Origin of the sequence: Rudaea sp. 3F27F6 (genome assembly GCF_005503555.1) — a bacterium.
Lineage (GTDB): Bacteria > Pseudomonadota > Gammaproteobacteria > Xanthomonadales > Rhodanobacteraceae > Rudaea.
In genome coordinates this window covers 1,654,459-1,669,398 of sequence record NZ_SCNG01000001.1, presented here as the reverse complement: position 1 = coordinate 1,669,398, position 14,940 = coordinate 1,654,459, and the positions used below count along the sequence as shown (strand labels likewise).

Genomic DNA, 14,940 nt, shown 5'->3' with positions numbered 1-14,940 from the left:
ATCAGCTGCTCCGGCGCTTCTGAGCAAGCGGCGTCTATCGGATCGAAGATCGAGTGCGGCTATTGGGACGATGGCGATGAATCTAAGCTGCCCGCAATGCCACAGCGAAAACACGCAAAAGCTGTCCGCAATCGTCGCGAGCGGCACCGAGCATGTACATGGACGTGCTCGGACCCGTTCGCTCTCTACCGGCACGACCTCGGGTATGGGGGTAGCGATGGGGCCGAGGGGGCTCTCCTCGGTACACAGCTACGGCCGCGTGACCATCCAGCGACAGGCTGATACAAACCATGCATCGACGACGCAGTCTGGACTGGCTCGCCGTTTGTCGGCGCCGGCCCGAAAGCCGGAAAATCTCCTGCTATTTCTGGTCCTCCTGATTCCGCTCGGCCTGCTTCTGTCGGTGATTCCAATCGGCATCGGCTATGCGTTGGGCGGGGCTACCGGCAAGTGGGCCACTATCGCCGCTCTTTGCGCGGGAACCTGTTTTCTGTTCAAAAGAATGGCGGGCATAAGCGCAGCGAACCGTGAATACAACCGTACGGTCTGGGTCGAGAAAAAGACGCAGTGGGATCGATCGTTCTTTTGCCATCGTTGCGAGCATGTTTTCGCCCCTCCGGTGGTGAATGTGAATCTAGGTACACCGTAGAAAGGCTAAGGTGACGATGCTTAAGGGGCGCCACGCTGGTAGGAATGAAGTATGTCCAAACAAGTTTCGAGGGCGAAGTTCGCTGCCGACTTGACCAAGATGGTTGAGGGCATGATTCCCAGCGGCCGAGGCCCAGGTTTTGATGCATCACGCTGGGTCACGCAGTGGCTAGCAACGCCGCAGTGTCCCCTGGGCGGCCGCACTCCCAAAGAGCTGATGGCATCTGTAGAAGGGCGCGCCATCGTGCGGCGTTTGTTGGAGACGATGGAGAGCGGCGCTTACGTGTGAGTGCGGTTGATGTGGGCATCGACATCTCAGTTGGGAGATGTAGTCGATCGCGATTGCATGATCAACTCCGCTCAACAGTCTAGACTTCCGGCATGACGGCGCGCATCGAAATCCATCGTCATGGTACCTGGCAGCCTGCCGCAGAGATCGTGTTCCTCGGTGATGAGGCTTGCCGGGTCGAATACCTGCCCGAGTACGTGTTTGGCGACCATCCCGAGCCGATCGGTCTCGGCCTGCCAGTGGGTTTCGAGACGAGACTTGACGGCGATTCGTACGAAACTGATTCGTACCGTCGCGTCCCCCCGGTTCTTTATGATCTCGTGCCGCAGGGCCCGGGGCGTCAACGTCTGGTCGCTCAACTGGGGTTGCGCGATCATGACGGCCTGGTGATGCCCTTTGTGCTGAACGGCGCACTCAACCCGATCGGTCGGCTTCGTGTTGATCAGGCCGTCGACTACTACCAGGCTCAGGTGGCAAGGAAATCCAGGCCTGTGGACGCGAGGCGTGGATTCGATCTTGATGAGATGTTCCGGAATGACGAAGGCTTGCTGGAGCGCCTCGATGTTGATGAGTGGCTCGCCGCCGGCACGACTGGGGTACAGGGGGTGGCTCCCAAACTCCTGTTGACCCAGGCGTACGATGGCGGTTGGTACGCCGATGGAGCGCTCGAGGATAGGCATGCTCGGACGCACTGGCTCGTCAAACTGCCGCGCGGCTCGTCAGAGGACGATAAGCTTGTACTGCGCAACGAGGCAGCCTACCTCCGTGTGGCCGCGGCTTGCGGGTTACGCACGATCGATGAACACCAACACCACGGCGACAAGTTGTTCGTGCGCCGCTTTGACCGTCAGGTCACACCCCACGGCGTGCTGCGACTGCATCAGGAGAGCTTGGCCAGCCTCGCAGGACTGCGCGGATTCGGTCGCCCGATTGATCACGGCATGCTGCTGTGTGCGCTGCGCACGCACGTCGATGATCCCTTTGCTGAGACGGTCGAATACCTGAAGCGCGATGTGCTGAACCTGGCGCTGCGCAACACCGACAATCACGCGAGGAACACGGCCGTGCAGGTGCTACCCGACGGGCGCGTGCAGTTGACGCCGGTGTTTGACTTCGCGCCGATGTTTCGCGATCCGGAGATGATCGCGCGCTCGGTGCACTGGCGCGACCGATCCGGGCGGCGCTTGCACGATTGGACGCACATTCTCGAGGCGCTCGACGTGCCGGAGAAAGAAAAGCTCCTCCTTGCCGGCGAGCTGCACGTGTTCGCACAGACGGTGGGACGGTTGCCAAAGATCGCCGCGGATGCCGGCGTCGATGACGTCGTGATCGACGCCTGTCGAATGTCAATCGACAATATGGCGGAAGCGCTGGCATCACTTCCTGTGGCTACCGGCATCGAATGATGCGAATTGCTGGACGAAATATTGAAAGCCTTGGACGGATTCCAACGTGGCGGTCGTTCCCCGGGACCAATTCACTACTTCCTCCCGCAACTTGCGCGGGCTCGTACTGCCCGTACCGGCCAGCTTGATCACCAGCGCCGATTCTTGATATCAGCGTCTGGTTGTCAACATCGGATGCCGGCTCCTGCAATCAGCTATTGGGAATAAATATCAGTTGCTATCGACTGATATTGCCCTTGATGCCCCGATGGTTGTCAGAGAGTACCATCTGTGGCCAGATCAAATACCCCACTTTCGATACCCGCCTTCGGTCACTTGGAGGCACTCCGAGCGGTCGATTGGATGCCGGGAAATGGTCGTTAAACTGAACGGATCGGGTAAGCTGTGAATCCTCGCGGTGGTGGCCGCTCAGCTCGGCGCTAAGCATGCGTTACGCCCTGATCTGTTTGTTCATTGGCATGGCGTTCTCTTCGTCGGTGTTCGCCGATGACAAGCTGTCGCGCAAAGATGCGCTGACTATCGCTGAGAAGGCCGCCAAAGCCAATGGAATTGACCTTAAGCACTACAAGCTCGGCTCGTTTCCACGGGAACTCAGTGAAGACGGCAAGGAATGGACGTTCTACTTTGAATGTGCCCCAGGCCCCGTTCCGCCGGGCTGCTTTTTTTGGGTGAGCGTCAATCGTGTTACCGGGGCGGCAGAGTATTCTCCCGGCGAATAGGCGAAGCAAATGCGTTACGTACGCCTGATCAAAAGGAAGCGATAATGAGCGAGGCGATTTGCGATTTGCCAGATTGCAAGAAGCGATTGAACATGGGGCATGGTGTTTGGGAAGGGCGTTGGTTGCCGACTTATCAGATGACCATATGCACTGTTCACATCAACGCCAGTCCGGAAGGATGGGCACCACATAGGGAAGAATTTTTGCTCAGTTGGCTACAGAGCAAAAATTTGCCAGTACCCAAACGGAATGCGAACGGACTGCTACCTTTTTTTGCCTGACTGCCACACCCATGACGTTCAGAGCTATTCCATCACGCACACCATATCGAGCGGCGCCAAGATGCTAAGCCAAGAACTTCGCTTGCTAAGCAATCGATGGATTCAAAATCGCAATAATTGGCCCCAATTCCTTGATTGGATGGAAATTACCGGCGTTCGCGGCTGGACCGGTCAAAGACTCGACTTTCAGTTTCCAATTGTAGCGATCGTTGGAGAAAACGGGACTGGAAAGAGTACCGTTCTTCAGGCCGCTGCTAGCTACTACCGACCTCCGCAAGGGCGCACGGGTTTTTTCGCATCGGATTTTTTTCCGTCGACGACGTGGGAATCCATAGACGGAGTAACCATTCGGGGTTTTTGTCGCCAAGGTACTGAGACTTTTGAAAGGTCTGTTCGGAAACCTACCACGCGCTGGCTTGGCAATCCGCAACGTCGGATACGTCCAATCACATATCTAGACTTGCGACGAACCCAGCCAATATACGCAAGGGTCGGATACAAGGCGATTGCAAAACCAAATGCGCTCGAGACGAATGCAGTGCAATTTGACGATGCCCAACGGGCTCGCGCATCAACGATCTTGGGAAAGCAGTACGATGCGGCACGGCATGCGACTACAAACCTTGATCCCTCGCGACGTGTTCCCGTGCTATCCGCCTCGGGGGTGCAATATTCCGGTTTTCACCAAGGAGCCGGCGAAAATGCTATTGCAGACTTGCTCGCCCAAGACTTTCTTGACAATGGATTGGTGCTAGTAGACGAACTCGAAACGTCTTTGCACCCGAGGGCTCAACGACGAATAATTCGCGACTTTGCAACTATCGCTCGGCAACGACATTTGCAAATACTGCTTACGACGCATTCACCGTACGTCTTGGAAGAACTACCTCCAGAAGCACGTTTGTACATTGGGGGTACGGCCGGTGCCCCGCGAACGCCGATGGTGGGTGTGAGCGCCGAATATGCGATGACTTTCATGGATGATTTTCAGCACCCGGAACTGGACATATACGTCGAAGATCGACGTGCAGCAATTTTGGTAGAGGAATTGTTATTCAGATTCTCCCCAGAACACTCAAGGCGAGTTCAGATAACAGCATTCGGCGCGGCAAACGTTGGCCAGGCTCTCGGGCAGATGGTGGCAGGGAATCGATTCCCTAGGCCTACTATAGTTGTTCTCGACGGCGATCAAGCACAAACCGCAGGTGTGCATTTGCTGCCAGGGCAAGATGCACCGGAGCGCGTCGTTTTTGCCGCGCTCGCGGTCGTGCAGTATGTTGGGCTGGCGGCAAGAACCAACCGAACGCATGCGTCGCTAGTAGATGCCATGACACAGGCGGCTACATTGCCTGATCATCACGACTGGGTGAACCATGCAGCCGAAGCAGTCGTTATGGGTGGCGATGACTTGTGGAGAGCGGCATGCTCCGTGTGGGCGCAACATTGCCTAGCTCAAGCTGCTGTACAACCACTGCTTGATGACATAGAGGGGAAGCTAGGGCCCCATTGAAGAGCACGCGTATCGTTTGCCTAAGTGGAGTTTTGTCACTCCCGGCATGCGTTTCCGGGAGGGGTAGGACGTGGCTAGTGCATTGGGGTCCGGCGCCCCAGATCCGCTTAGAGGCATCTATCTTCGTGTCCTTTTGATCAGGCGTATCGCAATCAATCACCGCAGCTCGGCGCCCTTTGAACACGTCGTCATCCTGGACGAGCTACGAGCGCACGCTCTTCCTTAAGTAGTCCAGGAAAACACCGTCACTACGCCGATTTCGAGGATTTTGTTGTGCTCAAGAAGCCTATTTCTTTTGAAACCAGCTTTGGGACATACACCGCCACGGAGATATTGGGTCAAGGCGGCGCGGGAACGGTATACGGTGGGACTGACCCCGACGACAGTCCGATTGCGGTAAAGCTGCTGTCGGGAGAACGAATCTCACGAGACAAGAGAAAGCGGTTCCAGAACGAAATTGCTTTTTTGTCGCAAGCGAAGCACAGCAACATCGTTAGGGTGCTAGATCATGGTCTCCATGTCCCCAACGGCAGCAATACGTCTCAACCTTTCTACGTCATGCCTCGATACACGGAAAACCTCCGTGCTTGCATTGGAGCGGGCCTCGCGCCAGATGCCGTCTTTAGGCTCTTCAGTCAACTCTTGAATGGCGTGGAAGCTGCTCACCTAAGTGGTGTCGTTCATCGCGATTTGAAACCCGAGAACATTCTGGTTGACAGGCAGAAAAACTTAGTCGCTATTGCTGATTTTGGGGTTGCTGCCTTCACCGACGAGTTGCTCATAACACTCGTTGAAACTCAGGCCAACCAGCGCTTGGCCAACTTTCAATATGCTGCTCCTGAGCAACGCAGCAGAGGAAAAATCGTTGGTCCACCGGCCGACATCTACGCCCTTGGCCTCATGTTGAATGAACTCTTCACCGGCGATGTGCCTCACGGCACGGGGTTCAAGCAAATAGGGAGCGTCGCAGCAGATTACGCATTTCTGGACGATATCGTCAGCTCAATGATGCGGCAGAACCCGGCGGATCGCCCAGAAAGCATTGCCGTGCTGAAAGCCTCGATCGAAAAATTCAAGGCTGAAGCCATAACTATCCAAAAGATTGACAGAATCACCAACACAGTCATTCCAGAAGGCGCAATCGATGACCCTTTGGCGTTTGAACCTCCGAAACTCGTTGGTGCCGAATGGGACAACGATCAGCTTACACTGACTCTAGATAGATCGGTTTCTCAGGGCTGGGTGCTCGCGCTTCATAACATGGGAAATTACTCTTCGGTTTTGGGTGTTGACCCCCAGCGGTTTTCGTTTTCAGGTGCGAAAGCTTCTGTACGATGCCAGGAGCACGCCGCGCAACCTGTGATTGACCATTTCAAGCAATGGCTACCACGAGCGACGGAAGTTTATAGGGCTAGGTTGGAGCGAGAGGCAGACAATAAGCGCCGCGAACGCCTGGAAAAACTCAGAATAGAGAAAGAAGCGGAAGAGCGTCGCCTACGTGTGAATCGTTCATTGAAAGTCTGAGTAATGAAGTTGGAACCGAGTCCGAACCGAATCCTCTCATCACCCGATGAGGCCGCTTCCTACTTTCAATAAGAGTCTACTTCTGGCAGGAAGCGGACGTCCAAGTGGGCGCCCTATGGACGTCCTGTTGCTTGCGTCGACGCTCTTCCTAAGCGCGCCATTCCTTGGCGAGCTGCCGCTCAAGCCGCCGAGGTGCGCGTGCATCGCGTATTTCCTGACCGAGACACCCTTGGACACGCTGAGCGCATGCGCGATCCGCTTGTGCGGGAGATGACATCGGAACATCAGGAAGTGAATTTCATTGTTATTGCAGTGTAGTTTCATTGTAAACACCACTTCAATGCCATTATATGAAATAAAAACAATGACTTGCGATTAATTTTGGCTTGCGCATGTCTGGACACGCGCGCACACTCGCGGAAACGTGAGCGCGCGGACTTCACATGACCGACTTGGATTTGGAACGTGAACTTTTTGATGAGTACGGGCCATTTGCGCCCATCTCAGCGGTTTGGCGACGCTTGTCTTTCAGCAGTCTCGACGCTGCGCGTAAAGCCGCTGCACGCGGGACTATGCCGATCGAACCGCTTACGTTGCCGCACCGACGCGGCAGGTATGTGCGAACGGTGGATCTTGCCCAGTGGATTCGTTGCTCGATGTCGCGTACATGAACGATCAACGACCTGACCGAAATCAAATCAGATCGCTTGTTATGTGATCCGGCTATGCCGAACGCTCGCGCAACAGGAGGTACGAATATGACTTAGCGCCTTCGTCGGGCGCAGAAACGCAAATCCCGGCCTGGCAGCCGGGATTTGTTGGATCGCTAGCTTTGATAAGTTGCTAGTTCATTCGATTCTGCTCCCCTAATCCTTCGATTGCAAGCCCTTCCCAGGGAGGGTGACGGCTTGCCCCGCAAATCTCATCGAACGCGTCGGCAAAGCCGACGCGAGGAGCAGACTTATGTCTTTTTCAACGAAAGACCTCGACGACTATTTGAAAAAGCACGATCTATCCGAACGTGCTCGCGACTATATCCGCGCTGCCTCCCAAGGGCCATCACGCGATGTCGGAACGACAACGTATCGTTCGGTGGTATGCGAGTACCCATCGCGAAAGATGGGTACCTCCATTGCCACGGAAAGCCGAACGGGCGAATTTGCATATGCAAGCTTGCTCGAGTACGACCCCGATGTGCTTGCCTACTATGAGCAGCCGCCCATGGTCGATTGCGTGCGTACTGATCGCAAGGGCCGTCGAGGTGTTCGAGCGTACTACCCTGACTTTCTCGTCCTCAGATGCACGACTCCTACGGTTGCCCAGGTCAAGCCCTATGACGCGCTGGTGGAAAAGACGGAGTCGTATCCCACCGATTGGTGTCGGGAGGGCGATCGATTTCGAGATCTGGCCGCCGAAAGCGCTTTTGCCAAACTGGGTCTGGTCCACGAAGTCGTCGGCTCCCACGATCTTCCGAAGATTCGGGTAGCAAACCTGCAGCTTCTTCTGCAAGCGAAAGCAAAGGCAGACTTACACGACGTCGCGCTTCGGTCAGAAATTTTGCGAGTGCTCGATCGGAATGCGGTGCTCCGCGTGTCCGAGTTAGCACAGCAACTCAAAATGACGGACCTCACTCCGATCATTCTGATGGTCGATGACGGACAAATTCACACTTTGCTCGACACGATGTTGTTGTCCCAGCCCGATTCTTGTTGGGTGTCTCGTTCGCCCCGCGTTCTCGCAGCCGTCGCTCCGACCAAAGGAAATATAGGCTCTGCCAACGTAGAACATGTTCCACCTTTTCTCCAAGTGCGGCGTGGCGTTGACATACTTTCTCGCCTCGAAGCCAACGAAAAAGGCAGAAGCATTCGGCGATATCGAAAGGCGATCGAGGAAGCGACGGCAAGCGGCAAATCTGCCCTTGCGGCGGTCACGCCAAAAACTTATCTGTCCGGTAACCGTAACGGGAAACGCCCGCCGGACATTTTGGAGGAGGCGGAGCGATTTATTCGCGAACAATGGGGAGATGTTTGCCGTCGAACTCGCGCGAGTTGTCTGCGTCTGTATAAAACGCACGCGGCTAAGCAACATCCTGGGCAAGCCCCGGTATCACGTCCGACGCTGAAAGCGATTATCTCGCGCCATACTCATGAGGGTGCTCAATCGCGAGGCGGTATCAGAGCTGGAAATGCCGTCGAAAGTCCAACGAATGTTGAGGATCGCGTACTTCCCGCCACGCGTCCCTTTGAACGTGCATCCTGCGATCATTATCTTTGCGATGTCTACTGTGCAGTGCTCGTTGAAGAAAAGAAGGTCTACACGGCCAAGCCGTGGCTGACGATTCTCAGAGACTGTGCGACGGGTGTTTTGCTAGGGTATTGGCTGAGCTTTCGATCGCCGAGCCGAACTGCATGCGCCATGGTTCTGCGCTCGTGCTTGCGCCGGCATGGCCGCCTTCCCGAAGGCATCGTCGTCGATCGCGGGTCGGAATTCCGTTCGGTCTATTTTGCTGCGTTGCTCGCACACTGTGCGGTTGCTCTCATCCTGCGACCGTCATCTCATCCGAGATATGGATCGGAAGCCGAGCGATTGTTCGGAGACTTCAAAACCCAGTGGCTCAATCTCAGGCCTGGCAATACGGCGGTTCACCAAGAATCTAGATCGGTATCCAGTAGTCACAAGGCATCTGCCCACGCAGAGATGTGGCTTTCTGACCTCTATCAGGAAATCGGGCAGTTCTCCGATTGGAGAGAAGACATCATTCCAAATTCCGGGCCTTGTGCCCCGAGGGTGCTTTTCAAGGAAGGATTGGGTCGATTCCCCTTTTCCGGGCACGAAATTCCGTTCGACGACACCTTTCGAATCGCATCTGCCATTGAGGAAGCGAAGGTTAGCTTCGATCCCGCTCGAGGATTGCTTATCGGCGATCCGAAGAAGTGGTATTGGTCACCGGTACTTGCTCGATCTTCGGCAAGAAAGAAGCTTGAGGTTAGGAGAGATCCAGAAGATCAAACCACTGTTTATGCGCGTATTGGTGATCAGTGGCATCCGTGCTTTTCTTCAGGTCATGACCTCGCGCAAGCGAAGGATCCGATCATTGCGTTTTGCGATTCGATTGTCAGTCTCACGTGCAGCGAAGCGCGCAAGGAAGCGAAAGACAAGGCCGACATCGCTTTGGTGGGTGAGGTGCGTAAAGCAGACGAACGTCTTAAAGCGAAAGAAGCGATGATAAGCGTGCCGGACAAGAAAGACGAGGTCGCAATAGACCCATTCGCGTCCCTTCGCGACTTGGACGTGGAGTCTCCGAACGCGACTTCTTGGGAGGTCCTATGAGTGGCGATTGGATTCGCGAAGCGGTGAAACGAATCAAGGCTGAACGCATTTCCCATCGAAGTTATGAGCAAACTGTAGGAGATGTGTTCAACGCTTTGGCTGTCGCTCAGAACGGCGAGCTCGTTGTGGTGGTCGGTCCAAGCCGCGTCGGAAAAAGCAGGGCAATCGTGGAAGCAGTAAATGCCGCTGTTGGACGTCCATCAGAATTCAGCAATAGGCGCCCTTACGTGTTGATCGAGGCCGAGAACGCAAGCACACAAGGAACGTTCTCGACGAAATCATTCATGCGCGCGGCGTGTGAGGCGATTCAGCACCCTTTCTACGGTGTTGCCCACGAAAGTGACCCCTGGCGGGAACGTCTCGATGCCAAGATCAGCCGAACCTCAGAAGGGATGTTACGAGATGCCTTTGAGCACGCTCTTCGTTTGCTGAAAACACGTTTTGTCGTCATCGATGAGGCACATCATGTCGCCTATGTGGCTCGGAACAAGGGAAACGCGATTGCCGTCCTTGACTCTTGGAAATGCCTGGCGAATAAAACGGGTGTGGTCTTGTGCCTGGTTGGTTCGTATCAGCTTCTGGACATGATCGCACAGGCACCTCACCTGCTTGGTCGGCAACGACCTGTCGAATTCCCTCGCTACCGAATAGAAAACCGAGAAGACATCATCGCCTTCGAACAGATTCTTAAGGTGTGGAGCGGGCTACTCCGATTTGAGGAGGGACAATCGCTTCGAACATGGAATCGGTATCTCTTCGAGCATACCTTTGGCTGCGCTGGCCATTTGTCGATGTGGTTGAGGGCAGCGCTCGGCTTCGCCCGTTCGCGGAGACTAGAGGTTCTCAACGAAGACGCGCTCCGAGCTACATGCCTTCCAGCATGCCAAGAACAAGAGATCGCCGCTGAGATTCTCCGTGGTGAACACTCGATTCAAGTCGGCGAACAACATAAGGAAGCAAGCAGCAGAGCCACTCACGTCTCCCAAGTCAACACAAAACCGCGCAAGCGAAAACCCTTCCAGCGGGCAACGCAGCGATTTAGGCTCAAAGGGAGGGGCTGACTATGAGCTGGCTGTTGCCTCTCCCCATTCGCGGTGCAGGTACTTCTCACGTCGAAGCACTGAGCTCCTACTTGCTTCGGCTTGCCCGCGTGCACGCAATCACGTCCGGCAAATTCCTTTCATCCATCGTCGAACGTTACTGTTGGCCCGATGCTCCACGACGAGCTGGAATTCTTCAGTCCCGCATCTCGACACTGATCCGACCCAACGACACGACGCAGTTGATCTTGGAGTCGCTGGCCTCCGGCCTCTCTGTTCCTGTTCCCGATATAGAACAGACGACATTTCTTGCACTGGGCAGTGCTCTCTGTCGTCCAATGAAAGCATTTTCCTCATGCCTTCGTTGGTGCCCTGCTTGCCTATCCGAACAGATGAGGAATTGCGGCGAGCCGTACTTTGAGCTGGCCTGGCAAGTTCTCACTGTCGAGACTTGCGAGGTCCACGGGGTCTGTCTTCACGATCACTGTGGTTCCTGCGGAAGAATCCAGGACGGATATTTGGCTCGCAGGAGCCTAGCGGAGTGCATTCATTGCAAAGCGCGTTTAGACAAAACAACCTTGAGCGATATCAGTCGGGACTTCTACGCAGAGAATATTCGGTCTGTAGTTGGGTACATAGCCACTCATCCAGGCATTCGCTTTCCACAGCACGGCGTGAGCGACGTGCTGCGGCGCCTTCTCGATGAGCCATGGGAAGACTGCAGCGAAGAAGTGCTCTACATATTGCCGCGTGACGCGTGCGTTCGGTTCGCGGATCCAACCGAACCGTTGACACTGATTTCCGCTTTGCGAATTGCCTTTTGGCTGAACGTTCCGCTGGTCGACCTTCTTCTTGGGCGATTGCAAGGGACGAACAAATCTATCCTCAGGGGGATGAAAGAGGCGCTTCCGGATGTCATCGCGCCTCAAAGACGCCGTCGAATCAGGAGTATTCAGGTACTAGCTAACGAGGCCACCCGCATTATCGAGACGGCCAGTGAAGCGCTTTCCCTGACCGAGGTAGCTAGGAAGCTCGGTGTCTCTGCGGGGGCGCTGCGATATCACCTACCCAAGCAGTCGAGCGAGATAATCCAGACCTATCAGCTGAGCAGGCGACGGAGACGGGCATCTACTTCGACGCAGTGCCGTTCGAATGTCCGTAAGACCATCGCTCGTTGGAGCCAGGTCGAAGATCGCCCCTTCAGCAAAAAGGCACTTCTCTCCTCTGTGAGAGCTAGAACTGGATTGCCGAAGAACTTGTTAAGGGAGGAAATTAAGCGCCAGACAGAAAGTTCGACGACCAACATCGCCATGTGAGGTGTCGAATGAGTGTAGAGAATGGCTTTCCAGTGTTGCTCTACGAGAGCTTTTCGCTGCAGTGCCTGTGCCGGCTTCAACATTGTGAGCGTTGTCAATCGATAACGTCCTGGCAATCCAGTTGAGATCGAGTCGCCGCTCCGGCAGTGCAAACGCTTAGCTGTAAGGGCGTTGGCAGCAAAAAAAAGAGGGGGCCTTACGGCCCCCTCGTTACATATTGCAGCTACTTTTCTTTACGTACGCCCTTGAAGGGCTTGGTGTCGTGTTTGACATCCATAAAGCGTCCGGTGCTGGTGTCGCGTTTCACATAATGTCCAGACGGAGTTTGTGTCTGAGACCTTTCGCGGACGGCACCGTTTCGGTGCCCATCCCCTTTCGGTGGATTTGTTGCCATTTGTAGCTTCCTCCTTTTGATGAGTGGGTTGTAATGGAACCGCAGCCAATGTGGTTCTTCCAACGGCTGGACAGCATCACTGCTGTCCAGCCGCCAGCCCGATCACTTCTTTTGGAAGTTTTCAGGCACCCAGAACGCCCATGCTTTCTTACCGTAGGAAGCGGCAAGGAGCTTCTTGCCGTTCCGCAGGGTAATCACAGGACTGAAAACCAGCCTGTAGCCTGGACGAGGGGGAATTGCCGGCGTTGTCGTAGACATGGCCGAGGTTCCTCGTGTTGGTGATACCCAACCAAGAACTTCGGGAAGGCGACTTATTGACAGTTTCGGCGAGCAAATCTATACTCTCCAACCTGTCTTAGCGGGCAGCCGCTCTCACCGGAAGACCACACGATGCTAGGTATCATGCAAGTGTGATTTTCTGTTCTACGGTCGATTTACCAGATCGACCACAAGATTTAGGTTGTAAAAGAGCGTGAATCACTACATCTAGGGCTCAGCCACAGGCTGGGCCCTTTTGCTTTGCTGGATAGATTAGCACTCTTTTGCATCGAGTGCTAGTTTTTTCACATCTTGTTAGCAAATTTCGTTCGGCGTACCGAACGCAGAGATTCTCCCAGCCTTGTTCGGACTTGTCAAACTTCAGGTTCGGTGTAGTAGTATTCCCATACTTATGCTCAGAACCAACCGCCCCCTCCCATGAGCACCAAACTCGGCGATAAGATAAGGACGCTACGAAAGGAAAAGCGGTTGACCCTAGATGCGCTGGCGGCTGCCGCCGGCATGAGCAAGAGCTATCTATGGGAACTTGAAAACAGAGAATCTCCTCGCCCATCTGCGGAGAAACTCGATGCACTAGCGAGAATCCTTGGTGCGCCTGTGTCCTATTTCTTGGAAGAAGACTCGACGCCTCCAGAAGAAGAGCATCTAAACGAAGCCTTCTTTCGGAACTTCAAGAATCTCGATCGCGATGATCGAGAACGCATTCGTAAGATCGTGGAGTCCTTCAGGAAGTTGCCGTAATGGCCGACGAGTTGACGGCATCAAAAGCCGCCTATCGATTCACTCGTATCCTTAATCTGTTTGCCGAGTATCACGGGACACCACGCTTCCCCATCGATATTGTCGCGCTCGCCAAAGACGCCGCGAATCAGTTTCATTGGAGCGATCCAATAACGAAAGTTCAGGCAGAGAGCATCAAGAATTTTGAGGGAGCACTGATCCCTAGTGAGGGAAGGCGAGATTGGCTGCTGCTCTATAACAGCAACCTGAAATCAGAAGGGCGAATTCGCTTCACGCAGGCCCATGAACTTGGGCACTACCTACTGCATCGTCACCAAAGAGACTCTTTCAGTTGCACAGAGGGGGATCTGATCAACTTGGAAACCGACGACGCAACGATAGAGGCTCAAGCGGATTCGTTCGCCTCGACGCTACTCATGCCTCTCGATGACTTTCGTGGTCAGATGAATGGATCGGCCGATTTCGATTGCCTCGGTGCATGCGCGGCCCGATATGGGGTTTCGCTGACAGCCACAACCCTTCGTTGGTTGAAGCACACAGAACATCATGCCATCCTCGTTGTGCACAGAGACGGCTATATGAATTGGGCTTTCTCCAGCGGGCCTGCGCTTAAGAGCGGAGCATTTTTCAAAACCCGCAACCAGACTATCGCTATTCCAAACGACACATTGGCCGCCGACATGGGTGTGTCGCACGAGCGTACCGGTGTGGAGATTGCTGCCCGCAAGTGGTTTCCCCACGCTCCCGCTGACTTTTCCTTGCGGGAGATGAAAATTACGTCGAATGAATACGACGCCGTCATGTCGCTATTGGTTCTGCCAAAGGGCGAGAAGGTTTGGAAGCCTAAGGACGAATAGCTATTCTTGAATGAAGTCGTCCGAAAGCGTCCTGAGGTCAGGCGGCAAGGGTTCGGCGTCATGAACGAACATAGCGACGCCTTCACCATCCAAATATCGGAACCAAGCATCTGCAGTGCAGCAGAGCTTGCTGCATTCCAGGCGCTCGTGCGCAAAGGCGGTGAGGTCGATCACCGCACCCTTCCGGCTCTCGTTGAAGCCGCGCGGTTCCTAGCCTTCGTGAAGTCGGATAGCTTGCTGGTGGGCGTTGGGGCTATCAAGCGCCCATACGCTTCGCATCGAGGCAAGGTCTTGCCAAGGCGCGCCCTGAGCTAAACGCAAGCAATTTTGAGTTTGAACTCGGGTGGGTCTATGTACATCCATCCGCTCGGGGCCATCGATTGGCCAGCAGCCTTGTGCAAGAGCTACTGTCGCGTCTAAAAGGGACGGCGATATACGCAACGTGTCGCGTCGACAATACGCGCATGCACGCTTCTCTCTTTCGTGCTGGCTTCCGCCAAGCAGGCACGCCATATCCTTCGAAAATCAACGACCCAGAACTTCGGCTTTTTGTACGCTCGTGACGTCCAACCGCTCGATAAGAGCTAACTCGTTGCGAAAGCGAGA

Annotated in this window: 13 protein-coding genes; 12 read left to right on the top strand and 1 reads right to left on the bottom strand. The window is 54.8% G+C overall.

Going from position 1 to position 14,940, the window contains the following annotated elements:
- The first annotated feature begins 70 nt into the window (after positions 1–70).
- The 9 genes from FFS30_RS07145 (at position 71) to FFS30_RS24185 (ending at position 12,063) form a co-directional block, all read left to right on the top strand.
- Positions 71–649 (top strand): hypothetical protein, encoded by a 579-nt coding sequence (locus FFS30_RS07145; RefSeq protein ID WP_171014461.1) that lies wholly within the window; start codon positions 71–73, stop codon positions 647–649.
- Between the two features lie 51 nt (positions 650–700).
- Positions 701–937, top strand: a complete 237-nt coding sequence (locus FFS30_RS07140) for an MbcA/ParS/Xre antitoxin family protein (protein ID WP_137912367.1) — start codon at positions 701–703, stop codon at positions 935–937.
- Positions 938–1,029: 92 nt separating this feature from the next.
- Positions 1,030–2,343 (top strand): HipA domain-containing protein, encoded by a 1,314-nt coding sequence (locus FFS30_RS07135; protein ID WP_137912366.1) that lies wholly within the window; start codon positions 1,030–1,032, stop codon positions 2,341–2,343.
- Positions 2,344–2,768: 425 nt separating this feature from the next.
- Entirely contained in the window at positions 2,769–3,062 is a 294-nt protein-coding gene (locus FFS30_RS07130; RefSeq protein ID WP_137912365.1) for a hypothetical protein, read from the top strand.
- 249 nt (positions 3,063–3,311) lie between these two features.
- Entirely contained in the window at positions 3,312–4,853 is a 1,542-nt protein-coding gene (locus FFS30_RS07125; protein ID WP_212742417.1) for an AAA family ATPase, read from the top strand.
- Positions 4,854–5,126: 273 nt separating this feature from the next.
- Positions 5,127–6,377 (top strand): serine/threonine-protein kinase, encoded by a 1,251-nt coding sequence (locus FFS30_RS07120; RefSeq protein WP_137912364.1) that lies wholly within the window; start codon positions 5,127–5,129, stop codon positions 6,375–6,377.
- A gap of 963 nt (positions 6,378–7,340) precedes the next feature.
- Positions 7,341–9,707, top strand: a complete 2,367-nt coding sequence (locus FFS30_RS07115) for a DDE-type integrase/transposase/recombinase (protein WP_137912363.1) — start codon at positions 7,341–7,343, stop codon at positions 9,705–9,707.
- Entirely contained in the window at positions 9,704–10,768 is a 1,065-nt protein-coding gene (locus tag FFS30_RS07110) for an ATP-binding protein (protein WP_137912362.1), read from the top strand. The genes FFS30_RS07115 and FFS30_RS07110 overlap by 4 nt, the downstream gene beginning before the upstream one ends.
- A gap of 653 nt (positions 10,769–11,421) precedes the next feature.
- Positions 11,422–12,063 carry a hypothetical protein gene (locus FFS30_RS24185; RefSeq protein WP_249352226.1) on the top strand — a complete coding sequence of 214 codons (642 nt, stop codon included), beginning with the start codon at positions 11,422–11,424 and terminating at the stop codon, positions 12,061–12,063.
- A gap of 496 nt (positions 12,064–12,559) precedes the next feature.
- Here FFS30_RS24185 and FFS30_RS23775 read toward each other — a convergent pair whose 3' ends face one another.
- Positions 12,560–12,715: a hypothetical protein gene (locus FFS30_RS23775; RefSeq protein ID WP_171014459.1), complete on the bottom strand. Its 156-nt coding sequence runs from the start codon at positions 12,713–12,715 to the stop codon at positions 12,560–12,562.
- Between the two features lie 438 nt (positions 12,716–13,153).
- Here FFS30_RS23775 and FFS30_RS07100 point away from each other — a divergent pair, with 438 nt between their 5' ends.
- The 3 genes from FFS30_RS07100 to FFS30_RS24070 are packed head-to-tail and all read left to right on the top strand — an operon-like array spanning position 13,154 to position 14,649.
- Positions 13,154–13,477: a helix-turn-helix transcriptional regulator gene (locus FFS30_RS07100; protein ID WP_137912360.1), complete on the top strand. Its 324-nt coding sequence runs from the start codon at positions 13,154–13,156 to the stop codon at positions 13,475–13,477.
- Positions 13,477–14,334 carry an ImmA/IrrE family metallo-endopeptidase gene (locus FFS30_RS07095; RefSeq protein ID WP_137912359.1) on the top strand — a complete coding sequence of 286 codons (858 nt, stop codon included), beginning with the start codon at positions 13,477–13,479 and terminating at the stop codon, positions 14,332–14,334. The genes FFS30_RS07100 and FFS30_RS07095 overlap by 1 nt, the downstream gene beginning before the upstream one ends.
- A gap of 60 nt (positions 14,335–14,394) precedes the next feature.
- Complete coding sequence (locus FFS30_RS24070) at positions 14,395–14,649, top strand: hypothetical protein (protein ID WP_137912358.1); 255 nt, start codon at positions 14,395–14,397, stop codon at positions 14,647–14,649.
- Positions 14,650–14,940 lie beyond the last annotated feature (291 nt).